Annotated in this window: 13 protein-coding genes and 3 pseudogenes; 7 read left to right on the top strand and 9 right to left on the bottom strand. The window is 66.9% G+C overall.

Going from position 1 to position 15511, the window contains the following annotated elements:
* Nucleotides 1–160: 160 nt before the first annotated feature.
* Nucleotides 161–478: an aldo/keto reductase gene (locus IE275_RS40970; protein ID WP_229871143.1), complete on the top strand. Its 318-nt coding sequence runs from the start codon at nt 161–163 to the stop codon at nt 476–478.
* A 301-nt stretch (nt 479–779) separates the two neighbouring features.
* Here IE275_RS40970 and IE275_RS40965 read toward each other — a convergent pair whose 3' ends face one another.
* The 3 genes and pseudogenes from IE275_RS40965 to IE275_RS40950 all read right to left on the bottom strand — a co-directional run bounded on the left by IE275_RS40965 (nt 780) and on the right by IE275_RS40950 (nt 3211).
* Nucleotides 780–1361, bottom strand: coding sequence for a TetR/AcrR family transcriptional regulator (locus IE275_RS40965; RefSeq protein ID WP_189717782.1), 582 nt, complete (start codon nt 1359–1361; stop codon nt 780–782).
* A gap of 178 nt (nt 1362–1539) precedes the next feature.
* Nucleotides 1540–1931, bottom strand: a pseudogene (locus tag IE275_RS40960) (LuxR C-terminal-related transcriptional regulator); the annotation flags it as partial.
* A 513-nt stretch (nt 1932–2444) separates the two neighbouring features.
* A pseudogene (locus IE275_RS40950) lies at nt 2445–3211 on the bottom strand (transposase).
* Between the two features lie 82 nt (nt 3212–3293).
* Between IE275_RS40950 and IE275_RS40945 the strand changes: the two are divergent.
* Both IE275_RS40945 and IE275_RS40940 read left to right on the top strand, forming a co-directional pair.
* Nucleotides 3294–3881 (top strand): DegT/DnrJ/EryC1/StrS family aminotransferase, encoded by a 588-nt coding sequence (locus IE275_RS40945; protein ID WP_189717781.1) that lies wholly within the window; start codon nt 3294–3296, stop codon nt 3879–3881.
* Nucleotides 3872–4309, top strand: coding sequence for an NUDIX hydrolase (locus IE275_RS40940; RefSeq protein ID WP_189717780.1), 438 nt, complete (start codon nt 3872–3874; stop codon nt 4307–4309). Before IE275_RS40945 ends, IE275_RS40940 begins: the two co-directional genes overlap by 10 nt.
* 209 nt (nt 4310–4518) lie before the next feature.
* On the opposite strand, the gene IE275_RS40935 is transcribed toward IE275_RS40940, so the two are convergent.
* The 3 genes from IE275_RS40935 to IE275_RS40925 are packed head-to-tail and all read right to left on the bottom strand — an operon-like array spanning nt 4519 to nt 5986.
* Nucleotides 4519–5142 (bottom strand): hypothetical protein, encoded by a 624-nt coding sequence (locus IE275_RS40935; protein ID WP_189717779.1) that lies wholly within the window; start codon nt 5140–5142, stop codon nt 4519–4521.
* Between the two features lie 3 nt (nt 5143–5145).
* Nucleotides 5146–5784, bottom strand: a complete 639-nt coding sequence (locus IE275_RS40930; protein WP_189717778.1) for an RNA polymerase sigma factor — start codon at nt 5782–5784, stop codon at nt 5146–5148.
* 4 nt (nt 5785–5788) lie between these two features.
* Nucleotides 5789–5986: a hypothetical protein gene (locus IE275_RS40925; RefSeq protein WP_189717777.1), complete on the bottom strand. Its 198-nt coding sequence runs from the start codon at nt 5984–5986 to the stop codon at nt 5789–5791.
* 655 nt (nt 5987–6641) lie between these two features.
* Between IE275_RS40925 and IE275_RS40920 the strand changes: the two genes are divergently transcribed.
* Nucleotides 6642–7007: a hypothetical protein gene (locus IE275_RS40920; protein ID WP_189717776.1), complete on the top strand. Its 366-nt coding sequence runs from the start codon at nt 6642–6644 to the stop codon at nt 7005–7007.
* The gene (locus tag IE275_RS40915; protein WP_189717775.1) at nt 7004–7675 is read left to right on the top strand and encodes a nucleotidyl transferase AbiEii/AbiGii toxin family protein; all 672 of its coding nucleotides are present in this window, start codon (nt 7004–7006) and stop codon (nt 7673–7675) included. Before IE275_RS40920 ends, IE275_RS40915 begins: the two co-directional genes overlap by 4 nt.
* 2778 nt (nt 7676–10453) lie before the next feature.
* Here the strand turns inward: IE275_RS40915 and IE275_RS40910 are convergent.
* A complete protein-coding gene (locus IE275_RS40910; protein WP_189717774.1) occupies nt 10454–11215 on the bottom strand; it encodes a hypothetical protein in 762 nt (253 codons plus the stop codon).
* Between the two features lie 1030 nt (nt 11216–12245).
* Here IE275_RS40910 and IE275_RS40905 point away from each other — a divergent pair.
* Together IE275_RS40905 and IE275_RS40900 are read left to right on the top strand one after the other, a co-directional pair.
* Nucleotides 12246–12478: pseudogene (locus IE275_RS40905) on the top strand (helix-turn-helix domain-containing protein); the annotation flags it as partial.
* A 336-nt stretch (nt 12479–12814) separates the two neighbouring features.
* The gene (locus IE275_RS40900) at nt 12815–12973 is read left to right on the top strand and encodes a hypothetical protein (RefSeq protein WP_189717773.1); all 159 of its coding nucleotides are present in this window, start codon (nt 12815–12817) and stop codon (nt 12971–12973) included.
* Nucleotides 12974–13067: 94 nt separating this feature from the next.
* On the opposite strand, the gene IE275_RS40895 is transcribed toward IE275_RS40900, so the two are convergent.
* Together IE275_RS40895 and IE275_RS40890 are read right to left on the bottom strand one after the other, a co-directional pair.
* Nucleotides 13068–14093 carry a 3-oxoacyl-ACP synthase III family protein gene (locus tag IE275_RS40895; RefSeq protein ID WP_189717772.1) on the bottom strand — a complete coding sequence of 342 codons (1026 nt, stop codon included), beginning with the start codon at nt 14091–14093 and terminating at the stop codon, nt 13068–13070.
* On the bottom strand, nt 14090–15253 hold the full coding sequence (locus tag IE275_RS40890; RefSeq protein ID WP_189717771.1) for a zinc-binding dehydrogenase: 1164 nt from the start codon (nt 15251–15253) through the stop codon (nt 14090–14092). The genes IE275_RS40895 and IE275_RS40890 overlap by 4 nt, the downstream gene beginning before the upstream one ends.
* Nucleotides 15254–15511 lie beyond the last annotated feature (258 nt).

The following is a 15511-nucleotide window of genomic DNA, read 5'->3' as shown; positions in this document are numbered from 1 at the left end:
AGGGGGTCAACTTTCAAGCGTCGCCACTGGTCCACTTTTCAGCCGTCGCCGACAGACCTCGTCTACCTGCGCGTCGGGTGATGGAACCGCCCCACGGCGAGTCCGTCGCTGCAGCAACGTCGACACCGGCCACCTCGCCGTGGCCCGTGCGATCGCACCCGTGACCGCTGTGCAGAACCACTTCCACGCGGGCAAGTGCGATGAAGCCGAACTTCCGGCGGCCTGCCAGGAAGCCGGCATCGCCTTCGTGCCGTTCTTCCCACTGGGCGGCGCCACGAGCGACTTCTCCGCCGACCGCATGGCCAAAGTCGCCGAACGGCACGGCGCCACGGTCCCCCAGATCGCGCTGGCCTGGCTGCTCGCATCCTCCCCCGCCACCCTCGCCATTACCGGCACGGGGTGCCTCGCCCATCTCGGGAAGAACATGGCCGCCGGGTCGATCACTCTCACACCGGAGGACCTCTCCGACCTCGGATGACGCGGGGCCTCATCCTCATCACCGACGCAGCCGCATCTCGCTGCCCTGCGGTGCGCGTCGTTGCGGGAGCTGTGCCGCGAGACCCGTCGCGCAACCGCGAGGTCGCCATCGATCTGCAGCCACGCCAGGAGCACGGCTCGCGGTGCCGTCCGCGACCTCCACTACGCCCGGGATCGCCGGGCCACCGCTCGCGAGGGTCGGGTTACGGGGAACGCAACCACGACGCGCCATTTCACGAGCACCAGCCTCGCTTAAGACCAAGGCGAGGCGCTCCCCCACCCGCGACCAGGAGAAGCGCTCCTCACCTCTGTCGAGGCGCCCCCACCCGCAGCCCGTCCATGACGAGGTCCAGGAGTCGAGCGCTCTGGGTCTGCCAGTCCCCGCGGGCGTCGACTCGCCAGATGCCCGCGACGGCCAGGATGAAGTCGTCGGACGTCACACCCGGGCGGATGGTGCCGGCCTCGTGGTTGGCCGCGAGCAGCACCTCGATCGCGTCCACCACCAGCGCGTATCCCCGCTGGGCCGGTCCATCCGTCGTAACAATGATCTGACGCATCGCGTCAGAGAGTCCGGCCTTGGCGACGGCAAAGCGGGCGAGCTGATCCATCCATTCGCGCAGGGCCTGATCAGGTTCACGGGATATGAGCAGTTCTGGCGCGGCGTCCGCGAGCACTTGCGCCTCGTGGCGGTAGACCTCCAAGACTAGCGCTTCACGGTTGGGAAAGTTTCGATAGAACGTTCCCTGTCCCACCCCCGCCTTCTTGGCAATCAAGCTCAGCGGAACATCCACGGCGCGCGACAACTCGGTCAGCGCCACATTCAGGATCCTCTCCCGGTTGCGCTGTGCGTCCGAGCGCTGGGTCCCATCGCTTCTGGACTCCATCGCTCTCCTTCTGAGCTCACGTCCACACTTTTTGCTTCAATCGGATGAAGTCGGCTGCGTCCCCCAGTAGCGGACACTCATCCACTTGGGCCAACGATAGCGCCAGACACGGCGTAGCCGGGCAGCCCGTGGTGCGTGCTGAACCCGGCAGGGTCGCCGAGAGCGCACGCAGCGCTGTTCAGCCACTCTTCGGTCGGGCGAGTCCGCGGTCGTAGGCGAAGATCACGGCCTGATGCGGTCGCGGGCCCCGATCTTGGCCAGGACGCTTCGGACATGGCACTTGACGGTGAACTCGGCCACCACGAAGTGGGCGGCGATCTCAAGGGTGGTCCAGCCCTTGCCGATGGCCACGAGGATCTCACGCTCCCGGTAGGTGAGAGCTGTCAGTCTCGCTTCCTGGGCCAGGCCGTCGACGGGTTGTGGGACCTGCTGGACGTATTCGTCCAGCAGGCGGCCGGTCGGAGCGGGAGCGATCACGGCGTCGCCGGCGGCGACGGCCCGGATACCGGCGAGGAGTTCCTCAGGACGCACGTCCTTCAGCAGGAATCCACTGGCGCCCGCCCGCAGGGCGCGGCGTGCGAGGGCCACTCCGGTGATGAATCTCCTGCCTCCTGCGCACTCGCTGAGACGCTGCTTCACTCGGCTCTCGGTCTAGGGGTGGGCCAGCGTGGCCACTGACTGCTGCGGTAGTCGAGGTAGGCGGCCAAGCGCGCGTGCGGGGTCGGCGAGAAGGACTGTTCGGCGAGGAAGGAATAGCCGGCCGTCTCGTAGGTCTGTGGTCAGCAGGTCCGCATCTGGCCGGAGGTCAGCGCATGGAAGCCTCACGGGAGTCCCGATAAATGGCGCCCCGAACCCGGGCTTTCTCAGCCAGTCCGGAGTCGTTCGAGGAACTCGGGGACGCCGTCCACCTTCTGGTAGGGCTTGAAGTAGGGAGCGAGTTCGCGGACCAAGGTGACGCATCGGTCGGCGCCAATGCGGGTGGCGAGGTCGAGTGACTCCGTGCTGACGACGAGGGCCTGTTCGACCTCGCGGGCCCGAAGGAGGCTGCGCGCCTCGTAGAGGTTGTCCCGTATGGGGCGTGAGTTATCCGGTGAGGGCCAGGTTGTGGAGCCGAGCGATACCGAGCATGGCTTGGTGCACGCCGTTGCCCTTGAGTCGGCAGTCTCGCAGGATTTCCAGTTCTTCAGCCGCGACAGGGCGTGTTCCACGCGTGCTCGCGCCCGGCGATGAATGGCATTCTCCGCTTCCTGGTGTGGGCTGAGGTGCATCTGACCTCGACGTTTGCGGTGCGGGATGAGCAGGCCGGTGCCCTGGTATCCGCCGTCGGCGATGACCGGGGCACCGCGGCAGGCCCGGTCGACGCCGGACTCCGTGAACGCCCGGCAGTCGTTGCGGCTGCCGGGCAGCGGCAGACCGATCGCCACCACCAGGCGACTGTTGGCATCAATCACGACCTGAAGGTTGGTCGAGTACCGATAGTTCTTGCTGGAGGCGGCCACGCTGCGATCACGGGTGGGCACCAGGGTGCCGTCGACGATATAGACGGTGTCCTTGCGCGGCCGGCGGGCCGGCGAGATGGCCAGCAAGGGCGCCAGGTGATCGAGGATGCGGTCGGCCGCCGACTTCGAGACCCCGAACAACGGCGCCACCTGCCGCAACGTCAGGTTCGTGCGCCAGTACGTCGCCACCAGCAACACCCGGTCCTCCAGTGGTAGCCGCCAAGGCCGGCCGCGCTGCACGTCGCCACCGCGACGCCGCACCAACGCCACCAGCTTGGTGAACTGCGACTCGCTCAACCCGGAGAACGGCTCGATCCACTTCGGACGATCTGCTGAAATCACCCCACCCATGCCCAGCCAACGCACCAACCACCCCACCGGTTACGGGACAACCTTTAGGCGCGGAAGACGCCACGCGTCTTGTCCCGGGCCCATGGGTGCAGGGTCAGACTCCGGGATCCCGGAAGGCCATCCGCTCGCGCGGTACGCCGTCACCGGGGCCGGGCTCAAGCTCCGCATCAACCCCCTGGCCGCCGCCCTCACCCACGACCAGCTCGCCCGCCTGGACGCCCACCTCGCGGGCCGCGAGGAGATCGCCGCCCACCTGACCCGCGAGCTCGGCCAGATATCCGGGCTGGAGGTGACTCCCCTGCCCGAGGGGGTGAAGTCGCCCTGGTACGCGTTGACGGCCACCTACCGGCCCGACCAGCTCGGCGGCCTGCCCCTCGACCGTTTCCACCAGGCCCTCATGGCCGAGGAAGCGACCCAGTTCGACCTGCCCGGCTCCACCCGCCCCCTGAACCAGCTCCCTCTCTACCAGCACCCCTCCCACCTCTTCCCCGGCTACCCGAACACCCGCAGCCGCTACCGGGAGGGCGACTTTCCCGTGGCCGAGAAGGCGCACACGCACACGATCAAGCTGCCGGTCTGGCACCGTGAACAGGATCTGGAACTGGCCGAGCAGTACGTCAGCGCGGCCAGGAAGGTCAGCGAACACCACAAGGAGCTTCTGTGGCTGTGACCTCCAACCTCGCCGAGTCCCTGGCCAAGGAGGCCCAAGCCGAGGGCATCACCAGCGTCGTGGCCGCCGCCGTGATCACCGACGCCGACCGCGTCCTCCTGGTCCGACGCAACCCGGACGACTACATGGGCGGACTGTGGGACATCCCGTCGGGCACAGTCGATCCGGGCGAGACCATCGTGGACGCGGCCCGCCGCGAGACACGGGAGGAGACCGGCCTGACCGTCTCCTCCGTGGACCGCTACCTCCGGCAATTCGACTACGAGAACAGCCGGGGCACCACCACCCGCCAGTTCAACTTTGCCGTCACCGTTGCGGCCACCGGCCCGGTCGTCCTGACCGAGCACGACTTGCACGAGTGGGCCGCCCTCGCCGGCGACCTGTCGGGCGTCACTGACGGCGTACGGAAGGTCCTGGCCAGCACGTAGGACCACCGCGCTCCCTCCCGTTCGGCCCACCCACCAAGAGCCGGGCGGCGGGCCGTCGGCGATTGTCACCCAGGCGCCGACTGCCGGAAGGACTGCGAGGGCGCCGTGCCGGGCAAGCTCGGCCCACACGCTGGTTGTCCAGGGTGAGGGCCTGGGGCGCCGCCCCGGCGACCGCTTCTTGGTCTGCACGAGCTGCTGTGCCTCCTGAGTCAGCAGGCGTCGACGAGTTCCTCTATCCGGTCGGCGAGACTGTGGTCGGGATGGTGGAATTCGCCGGCGGCGTCATCGACCCTGAGGCGTTTCACAGCTTGACGCAAGACGTCTGAGGTGGTGTCCACGTTGCTGTGTATCCAGGTGGGCGGGGGGACGAAGTTGTCGTTTGGCCCCAGGGCGTGGTGCTGATGCCACCAGTGGTGGGCGTCCCTCAGGTCGCCGCGGCATGTGTGAAACAGGTGGAGACAGTAGGCGGCGGTGGCGTTGCCGGCTCCGGCGGCGAACTGCCACCACCAAAGGGCCCCGTCCGGTTTCCCTGCGAGGTGGAGCAGACAACCGAAGTGCAGGGCTCCTTCAGCATCGGTGGGGCTTTCGGCAATACGTGCCAAGTGTGTGGAGGCTTCGTCGCCGAGCAGGAGGTCGCGGCAGAGCGTTTGGAGAGTGATGTCGGCGCGTTCCAGCCGGACCGGGTGGTGGCGCGGAGCGACGGGACGTTCGCCGAACACGAGAGCTGCAGTGACGTCCCGGGAGATCTCCCGCTTGAGGTCGTGAAGTTCCGCGTCGGTGACGCTGTCCGGGAAGGCCGCCTGGTCGAGTATCTGATCAAGCTTGCGCGGCACGGTCTACTCCTTCTCCTCGTCGTCACCCAGGTTGATGCCGAGTTTTGCGGCGAGGTGTTTGCGGGCCTGGCGGCGATGGAAGCGCACGGTGCCTGCGCTGATCCCCATAATGTCGGCGACACGGCCGATGGTGTAGCCCAGGACATAGTTGAGGATGACCACGTCGAACTGTCGTACGGGCAGGGTGGCGATGGCCGTGTAGAGGCCGAGTGGGGAGTCGGCGTCCGCCAGCCGGGAGCGCATGGCCCCCAGCGTGGCCCGGACGGCGTCGTGGACAGCGGTTGTCCGGTCGTGCGCCGACGCTGCCCCTCTGCAGCCATCGCCGGCCGGAGCGACGGCCATCCGCGCATGGGTCTCCACCCGCAGTTTCAGCGCCCGCCACACGTAGGCTTCCGGACCGCCCTCCTCCAGCAGGATCGCGTCCCAGTTCAGGGCGAGCTGGGTATAGAGAGAGCGGACGACCTTCTTGGCAGCCTCCTTGTCGCCCAGGACAGCGGTGGCGTAGTCCACGTGCGCCCGCGCGTACCGGCCCCAGAAGGCGTCAACGCTTGGCGGCATCTCGTAATGGACGCCGCACAAGGCGTCGAGCTCTCGGAACGAGCCAGGCAGGGCGTGGGCGCCACTGTCCTCGGTGCTGGTCATCGGGCTACGCCTCCACATCCCGGGAGGTGGCCGAATGCGGCTGTACTGCCTCCGCGCGTGCGGGCTGGTGCCGCAGCAGTTCGGCGACCCCGATCTGGGCGCCCGCCCGCAGCATGCTGCGCACCCCCGTGCGCAGGTCGGGGAGAAAGACGCGCAGCGCGGTGATCACCACCAGCCCAGCGAGCACATCGTTCACGGTCATGAGACCCCCTGTCTTTCCTGCTCATGCAGCGTCAACTCACCCTGTATCAAGGACGGATCACGCCGGAGGGCACCTCGGTGGCCCCTCCAGCGCAGCATCCCGGACAACGGGGCCCCGACGCGCATGACCAACGCGATCAATTCATGACATAAAGTGATCAGCAGGTCGTGCCTACCGAGAGAAGGCCGCAATGTCACCGTCCTGCTACCTGCAGTGACCAGGGGAGATAGCTCTAGCGGCTTCAAAGGTGGAGGCGGAGGCTAAAACTGACCGCCCGCGACATAGCTCTCCCATGACTCACATCACAAGGGCCGCTTTTTTCGTTCGACGAACAAGCCTCCATAGGGGCCGAGGTGCCGTCCTCATGGCCAACCTTCCCACCACCCCGCCGTCCAGCACCCGATGGAAGGGCGGAGTGCCGGCGCCTGATCGCTGGCGCCGCAATCACCTCCTGGTCAGGAACTTGAACCGATTGGGCTGGCCGCCGTTGCCCCAGCCGAGCGGATGCTTCCGCCCAGAAGAGCGGGCGCCACATGGCCAGTGAGGTGCCCGCTGACCAGCGGGCACCCAGCCATCCGGTCATCGGCTCAGGAACTGGGACCAGAAAACGCGTCCGCGCTGCCATTCACGTGGCAGGCACGGAATACTGGGACCCATGATTCAGCAGTCTTCTCCTGGCGTGACACCCTCCGCCGCCGACGTGTTGCGCGAGCGGTGTGCAGGGCGGCTTCCCGACACCCTTGAGGACCTCGCTGGACCGGCGCACGGCTTGGTCGAGCTGCCGCTGCACGTTGCCTGGTCAGGCCTGCGCTTCTATGACCTTGATCGTCCCCGGCAGTGCATGAGCCTGTATCGAACTGTGCTTACTGAAGGGCAGCGCGCGGACATCACCGCTTTCCTAAACCGCGATCTGCTGCTCGCTCAGTGGCCCCGGATGCGGACCATGATCAGCAGGCACGTCCGCGATGCCTGGGAGGCTGCTTTCCCCGAACTCCAGCACCGGGCATCCCCTGCCGCGTGAACCTCAGCGATCTCCATCGACGACTCCTGCACGACGTACTGGCGATCGGCACTCCCTATCCGCTGGTAATTACCGGTGGCTACGCCGTCCAGGCGCACGGGCTCGTCGACCGGCTGAGCCAAGACATCGACGTTGCGACCGAGAGTCCCGCCCCCATGGCCGACATCGCCAATGATCTAGTGCGCGGTCTGACTGAGCGCGGCTGGCAGGTAAACGTCATCAGCGTGGACTCCCTGGCAGCTCGCCTTATTGTGGTCAGCTCGGATACCGGGGAAGAGTGTGAGGTAGACGTACTCAAAGAGAATCTCTGTGCGCCCGCGACCCGCACTCCCTTCGGCCCTGTCCTCAGCCTCGACGATGTGATCGGCACCAAGGTCAGGGCCTTGGCAGACCGCGCGGCAGCCCGCGATTTCATTGACGTCCGCGCCGCCGCCCGCGATCACACAATCACGGATCTGGAACAGTTGGGGCAGCGACACGGCCGGGGACAGTTCCGCCTTGACGATCTTTGTGACCGCCTCGGCGCTGCTCAGTGGATCGATGACGTGGAGTTCGAGGCATACGGCCTGTCTCCGGAAGAGATCTCGGACCTCAGACAGTGGGCCCAGCAATGGGTCAGCGACCTCGAGTATCGATTGCACACGGCCGTAGACGAGTTCGGCGACTAACCGCAGTTCGGCGGAACCCGGCTGCGCCCAGCGCCGGCCTGCATCCTGCACCCCACCACCGACAACGCCGCTGCACTGCCTCCCATGCGTAACAGAAGCGGCCTGACGCCCGGCCGTGATGCTTCGCTGCGCCGCTACGCCCGTGCCCGGGTCCAGAGCTGCTGGAGGATCCAATATCACCTCCGTCGATATCGGCTGCAAGGTCACCGGCGGCGAGCGGGGCAGACAGGTGGTGCTGCGGTTCACCGTGACGAGCAAGGCCGCTGAGCCGGAAGTGCTGGGCACCGCCCAGATCCCCGAGATCGTCACCCCCACGGCGTTGAGGTGCCTACCGACGTCAGGCGTGGCGTTCGCTTGTACGCCGCGACTGAATGGAGCGCGCTTTCATCTAATACGTGGCATATAGCACTGGCGGCAGCCATCCCTGCAGCACGGGCACCAGTGGTGTCCTCGACGATGAGGCGCTCCACGTAGCGGTTGAAGTCCAGTCCACGGGCGGGCGCGGCATCCTTGCCAGCAGTAGAACCTCGGGCTCCAGCCGGACCTGCGTCTGTTTCTTCGGAGAGGTCATACTTCAGGTAGCACCGTCCGCACGCCCGCTGACAATGCTCGCGCGAAGAACAGTACCGGCCGCGGGTGAGCTGACGCGGGTCGCCGGACCGGCCGCGCCCTAGACTTTCACTTGACTACACAATGACGGTAAATCATGTGGTGAGCACCGCCGCATTCCGAATGGTCCACCCAGCCTTCTGAAAGAGTTGGATGTTCGGGGCATTTACCGTTTGCGTCAAGCTTTTTTCGAACCACGCCATTGACGAAACAGTTTCCGCACTCGTCGGGCGCTCGAGTGTAAGACATGTTTCATAGGTTTGATGAATCGAACCCAAAATTCCAGCTGATTTACTGGAGCACCCTAATCTCGATGCGCATATTACAGGCTCCCGTTGAGTTTCTTGTAGTTGTCGGGGAATTCCCCGCTCGCGCGGGGATGGCCCCAGGTCCGTGCACGTCACCTTGACGTAGCCGCCCTGCTCCCCGGACCTGCGGGGCTGGCCCCGACCCGGAACCGCGAGGGCCGCGTCCTGCTCTTCTGCTCCCTGCACCTGCGGGGTTGTTCTCGCGCCCCGCATTAGTGTGCGTGACCGTGGTAATGCTGCGGGCGCGCCGACTGAGGCCGGCTATACAGGCGCTATGTCGGATTCGATGAAAATGCTAAGATCCAGGGCTCGGTTGCGGAAAGATGCGGGTGAAAGTCTGCTCCCCGCCCGCGTGGGGATGGCCCCTGCTGGAACGTGAACGCCATCGTCTCCGTGCGCCGTTCCCCGCACCAGTGGGGATGGCCGCCCGTGAGGCCGCCCACCAGAAGGTGACGAAGGGTACAGCTGCCGCCGACATGAGGCGCTTACTCTCCTGACGCCAGGTTCGACAGCGTCGTCTGCGCTGACAACTCCCTGCCCCACCTTCTGACGGAGCAAGACGCCCACGCAGCCCTGGCGGAGGTGTCGTCTGCCTTGACTGTCGGCCACGCTCCCCCAGCACGGCCTGCGACGAGGCGGCGGCCACATCAGAGCGAGGGGGCGAAGCTCAACCACAGGGGGCCATTTGGGCGTTTGTCGGATTCAGTGAAAGTGCTCAGGACCGCGGCGACGGTGAGGCAAACTCGCTGGTGAAGCAGTCTGCTCCCCCGCACCTGCGGGGATGGTCCCCACGCGCTGCCCGGGTAGGGCTGGCACTTCGGCTGCTCCCCGCGCCTGCGGGAATGGTCCCTCGACCGGTGGCCGCGCCGGTGCCGGCACCCGCCTACTCCCCGCGCCCGCGGGGATGGCCCCTGCTGGTGGTTCGTGTTGTCCACGCAGTCGTCCTGTTCCCCGCGCATGCGGGGATGGCCCCTGCACCGAGAACAGGCCGGTGTGGCGCAGCAGCTGCTCCCCGCCCGTGCGGGGATGCTCACAGTGAGTGTCAACGATCGTTCTCACGACCTGTGCTGCCGCCACGGCGGATCTCCACTGCGCGTCGGTGATCTCCCTGGTGAGAGAGGGATGGACGCGGGACGGAGCAACAGCTGCGGCAGCGAGCGCGCCAGCGAGCCGCCCGTGAACGTGCTCGATCCCGTGGCCAGCGGGCCCGTGCCGCAGGACACCGCCGACGTCACAGAGTACGGCTGTCTACGGCTGGGAATGGTGGGTCGGGCGGTGCCGGGTGATGCCCGCAGTCTGCTCTTTTCCGCGCAGCGCGGGGAAGGCTCATCAGGCCACGACGCGGGGCGCCTGGGTGCACCGTGCGCGAGGACGCCGGTGAGCAGGTCGGCGAGACCGAGCGGGTAGACCGTCTCGGCCGTGGCGCGCAGTTCAGAGAGGGACCCCGGGCACGGCGCGGGCGCGGCAGGTGGTGCGATCGGCGCCAGGTCGTGGGCCATCCACTGGAACAGCATGCCGTCGAGGGTGAACACGTCCCGATGGTGTGGGTGCGGTGCGGGCACGGCACGGAAACGGGCTTTCCCCACACAGGCGGTCGGCTTCCACCGGCCGCCGGGCTGCTCGTCGAAGTAACCGACGGCGAGGTCACCACCGCGGAACATGTCCGCGCGGGCGACCCTCACATCTACCGGGTCGACCTCGTCCGGCGGCGGGCCGAGGTCCTCCCGGCTGATCATGGCGTCCCACAGGGGGAGGCCAACGGTGGTGGTGATGCGGGGCAGAGCAACGCTCTGCGACGGTATTCCTCTCAGAACAGGGGCGCAGCAAGGCTGAGGTGCGCGCCAGAATGACGGGATGGGTGTCAGTGCGCGGGACGGTCGGGCGGGCCGCCGGTCGGGACGGTGTCCGAAGTCGTGCGGCCGGGCCCAGCGACGCCGAGACGGGACAGCATCTGCTGCGCCAGCACGTGACGGCCGCCGCTGAGCGCACCGGGCCAGATCGCGTTTTCCAGCAGGTACGTCAAGAGGGCCAGTTCGTCCGGGCTGTTGCTGTGGAAGCTGGCTGGCATGGCGTGCGGCTCTCCGCGGAACCAGGCGAGGAATGCACGGGTGTGGTCGGGGTCGAGAGTGACGGCGAGGGTAGTGGTGCCCTCGAGGTCGAGGGTGATTCCGTCGGGCAGCTCGTCTGTGTCGGCGGCCGTGGCGTGGGGCCATGTGGTGACGAGGGTGAGCAGTCGTCCGGCGGCCGTGCCGGTTGCGGTCAGGACGAGGCTGAAGCTGCCGTCGTGGTCGCGGTAGGCGTCGGCTCTGCAGTCGGGGACGGCGTCTTGCAGGCGGGCGGTGACGGTGTCCCAGTCGGGGAGGTCGTGGCACAGGGCGGTGGCCGTGGCGTGGATCTGGTCGACCTGGTGGAAGTACCTGTTGATGAGGCGCTGGGCGGTGGTGTGCAGGGCCTCGTCGGCGATCGCGTCCAGAGAGTGAACTGTCTGGGCCGGGCCGGTGGTGAGACCGTGGTAGTCCGTCGTCTGCGGGCTGCCGTTGGTGTTTCGGAGGGTGAGGACGGTGAGGGGGCCGTCGGGGCGGACGCTGATACTCCAGCCGTTGGGCAGGGCGTGGTCAGTCATCGATGAGGTGTCCTCGGTGTGTTGGGTGTTCGGCCGGTTGGAGACCGGCCCTGAATTTCGGGTTGGGGGTCTTGGGCACCTGGCGGGGGTCCCGTGGATCGGGACCCCGACCGGGTCCGGGGGCGGGACGGGGTCAGCTGCCGCCCTGCGTCCGGACCGGGGTCAGCCCTTTGGAGGGTCTTCCGGCCGCCGAACAGGTAGGGCTCGGTTCCGGTGCCGTCCAGGACGTGCGCGTCCCGCGCGGCGTGGCCGCGTCCCCAGCTGGCGGCAAGCTGCTTCGCAGCGTCGACGGCCTGCTCGTCGGTGGTGAACTCCGCTTCTCGGACCAGAGGGTGGCGCGGTGCTCGCCGTTGCGGCCCTGGGCCTCGTAGGTGTGGGTAACCCTCGCGTCGAGACAGACCGGCGTGAACCGGGTCCAGAAGGTCGGCGTGTGGCGGTTCTCGGCTGGCGGGCCTCGCCGTCGACGCGGCGGGCGCCGTCGCGGGCCTCCTCCGAAGCAGCGGAACGGGTTGGGAACGCGTCCCTTGTCAGTGAAGACGTAAGCCTTGCCCGGGGACGCGGTCGGCGCCCCTGCGACGTGCGCGGCGACGATGGCCTCACTGTGGATCGCGCCCTCGCTGCCGGTGTGGAGCCCGGCCTTACCGAGGGAGACGGTGCCCCCGAAGGGGGGCGTAGTCGCCATCGGTACCGGCTGCCGGTGGTGATCTGGACGGGCATCAGCCTCCCAGCGACGCGTATGTGCACGGCGACCTCGGAGTTGGCGATGCGCAAGAGGGCGGTGGCCCCCGGTTTGTCGGTGGTTGTGCGGCCCAGAAGAGCAGCGGACATTGATGCCTCCCAACGGTGTCCCGATGTGATACGGCTAATTCGTTTGCGTTGTTCCTCACACCCCTTTGTCACACTTGTAAACTATTCTTTCAACGTCTTCCATTCAATAAAGGTAGGCGGGTTCCTGAAAGGGCTGAATGTGCGGGACTGAACCGCACGACGGCGGGAGCGCCCGAGACAGGTGCAGCCACCACCGCTCCCCCTTCCTGCTGCTTCTTTCGAAGTGCTCGAGCAGGAGCTGGCCACGGGGCCAGTCGCGCTCGGCTGGACGGACCAGACTTGGACGCTGGCTCGGATCAAGACGCTGATCGGGGGCCGGTTCCACAAGACCACGACGCTGTCGGCCATCGCGCAGATGCTGCACAGACACGGCTTCCCGCCCGCCGCGCGACCGAGCGCGACGAGGAAGCCGTCACCGGCTGGGTTAAGGAGACCCCAGCTACTGGCCGGCCTGCCCCGGTCCCTCGTGACTCGGGCAAGGTCAGCGGTAACCTCCCCGGCGCTACAGCAGAAGACTGCCGCGAACGTTTAGCTCTCTGCCCAGGTCGCCACCGTGTACTGCCCTGAATCGCAGTGGTACTACCAGCGCAAAAGCGCGGAGGGAAAGTTCTCAGAAGCAAGCCGTCCTGGTCCCTCGCCCGGCGCCAGCTGAACGTGCTCTGGGCCCTCCTGCGCGACGGACGAACCTACGAACTCGCACCACCCACCACTCACGCGGCTTGACAGACCCCATCCTCCAGGGAACTACGGCGCGAAATCAGCCTGTTGGGGATGCGGCAGAGCATGGGACGAACCGGTTCGTGTTTCGATAATGCCGCTGCCGAGTCCCTCTTTGCGGTGCTGAAGGAAAAGATCGGCACCTTCACCCAGTTCATCGAGTTGTTCTACAACCGCAGGCGGCTACGGAGGCATCCGGACTGGGCTACCTGACCCCTCTGGAGATCCGGCAGCGACACGAGCAAGGCCATGCCCTCACGCCGTAAGCATTGAGTGTCCAGCATCACGGAGAAAATTCAAGCACGTTTTAACGCGAACTCTCACGGGTTGGGAAGTCCGCTGGGCCAGCCCAGTCGACCAGCGCCGCGCCATAGTTGAGGCCGCCGCCAAACGCGACTAGCAGCGTCCGGTCTCCAGGGCGCAGCCGGCCCTCTTCCACGGCATCGTGCAGGACCAGTGGCAGTGAGGCACCAGACACGTTCCCGATTCGCTCGATGTTGGTAAGGGTCTTCGTCAGCGGTTCACCCAGCCGCTCCATGATGCCGTGCAACAGCCGCAGGTTTGCCTGATGGAACGCGTAGAAGTCGATATCGGTCAGGGTAAGGCCGCAGTCGCGTACGAATGCCTCGATAAATGCTGGCATCTCGCCGAGCACGAATTCCCGGATCTCAGGGCCGCGCATCGTCGTGAAATTGTTGCCGAAACCGGACGCCTTCGGCTTGCCAGCGGCGTCGGTACGGTGCTCTCGGGCCGCGTACACCGAGGTATAGCCGGTCGGATCGCTGCGTAGCGTGACCTTTTGCACGCCCCGGCCGGTGACGGCGGGTTCCAGCATGTAGCAGGCGGCCGCGTCGCCGAATATTACGCCGACCGTACGGTCCTCCGGGTCGAGCAGTCGGGTGCCGACATCGGTGAGCACGACGGCGACTCGTTTGTACTCGCCCGACTCGATATAGCGGCGTCCCACGTCCAGTGCGAATACGGCGCCCGGGCAACCGCCGGAATTCACGTCAAATCCCGGCGTGTACCGCATCCCGACCCGTGCCATGATCGCCGACGCCGTGTTGGGCAACATGTGGTCAGGCGTGTACGTGCCGCAGATCACCAGGTCGACAGAGTCCTCTGACACACCGGCCCGCTGGCATGCGTCCGTCAGCGCTCGGGCCCCGAGGGTGGAGGACCACTCGTCGTCGGCGGCGACCCGGCGGGTCAGGATCCCGAGGCGGTCCTGGATCCACTTGTCGCTGGTCGGCAGCCGATCGGCGAGCTCGGCGTTAGTTACCACTCGTTCGGGCAGGAAACGCCCGATCGTTCTGATCCCGGCCGTGGTCACGGCGCCTCCATTCGGTAGAGCGGGAAGTAGCTGGTCGTACGCCCGGCGGCGAAGTCGTCGGCCAGGCCCGGTACCTCGTCGAAGCTCCGCACCTCGATGGTGTGCGGGTCCGGCAACCAACCGGTGTTCAGCTGGTAGTCGCGGATCTGCGCGGAATCTTGGTACCGCCAGACATGGGTGTTGATGTGCAGGTGCCGCCGAATGCACTCGCTCGCGCGTCGCATCGGGATTTCCATGCCGTGCTTCCAGCCCAGCGTGGTGAGCACGCCCTGGCGGGCGATCGCCTTGAGCGTTGGCTTGATGAGCGAGCCGCCGAGGTTGTCGACAAAGATGGCGGCGCCGGTGCCGTCGCTGAGTTCGCCGAGCACCCGCAGAAATTCCTTTTCCGAGGCGCGATAGCGGTCGGCGTATTGCTGGTCCGCCACAGCCCGGTCGGCGTCGAAGGCGAGGTCGGGGAAGACCCGCCGGTCGACCGGGGTGATGCCCCGTGCGGCGAGGTAAGCGAGCCTATCGTCGCTGCTGGCGGTCATCGCGACCCGGAAACCGGCCCGCCGAGCCAGTTCCAGCTCGGCCAGCGCCACCCCGCCGCCCCATCCGAACACGAGATGGTCGGCCGGGTCGGCGTCGGACATTTGTGCTCGCCAGGACGCGAACGCAACCCTCCAATTGTCCCAGGCCGAGAAGTAGCGCGCGTAGGTGGCCCATTGCGCCAGCGTGTACCGAGGGTCGTCCGGAACTTGCAGCAACAAGTCGGCCGCGACTTTCGTACGACGCGCCAGCAACCCGTAGGTGCCCGGCATGTCGTAGGCGTAGACGAGCTCGGCGTAACCGTGCCGGTCACGGCGGCCGAAGGGCATCACCATGCAGACATCGCCGGTGCGGACCGTTCCGGCCGCGTCCGGTTGCAGAACGCGCACTACGCCGAGGTTGCCGACGACGACAGCGTCTTCGCCTCGTTGGCGGCAGACGTCGATCGGTTGCCGAGCGAGCGCGTGGTCCACGTTGGCTTCCCAGGAGCCGTACAGCGGTTCGACGAGTGCCTCGTCCTCCTTCAGGTCAGGGATATGAAAAATTTGGCGGCGTAGCGCTGCGGAGCGGCGGGGTGGCGGCGTCCCACCTCCGGGGCCACGAGGAAGGACCCATGCGTCAGTGCTGATCATCTCGAACCTCGGCTTTCGTGATGTGGTTCCGGCTGTGGTGCCCGGTTGGCCGTGCCCGTTGCAGGCGGGTCCCTCGGCGGCTGCCTAATTAGCCGGCCGGCTGGCGTGATGGAGTCGTTGTCGACGTGGCGCCGATGCGGTCTTCCAGAGCGGCGTGAGCAGCTCCATCCGCCGCAGGGGGGTGCAGCCGAGCCAGGTCGAGCGTTGTGTCGAGGGCGGAGCCTTCGGGGATCGGGTCGCCGGTCGGCGTGGCGTAAT

This window comes from Streptomyces phaeofaciens, assembly GCF_014648915.1.
Lineage (GTDB): Bacteria > Actinomycetota > Actinomycetes > Streptomycetales > Streptomycetaceae > Streptomyces > Streptomyces phaeofaciens.
This window is presented reverse-complemented; position numbering and strand designations above follow the sequence as displayed.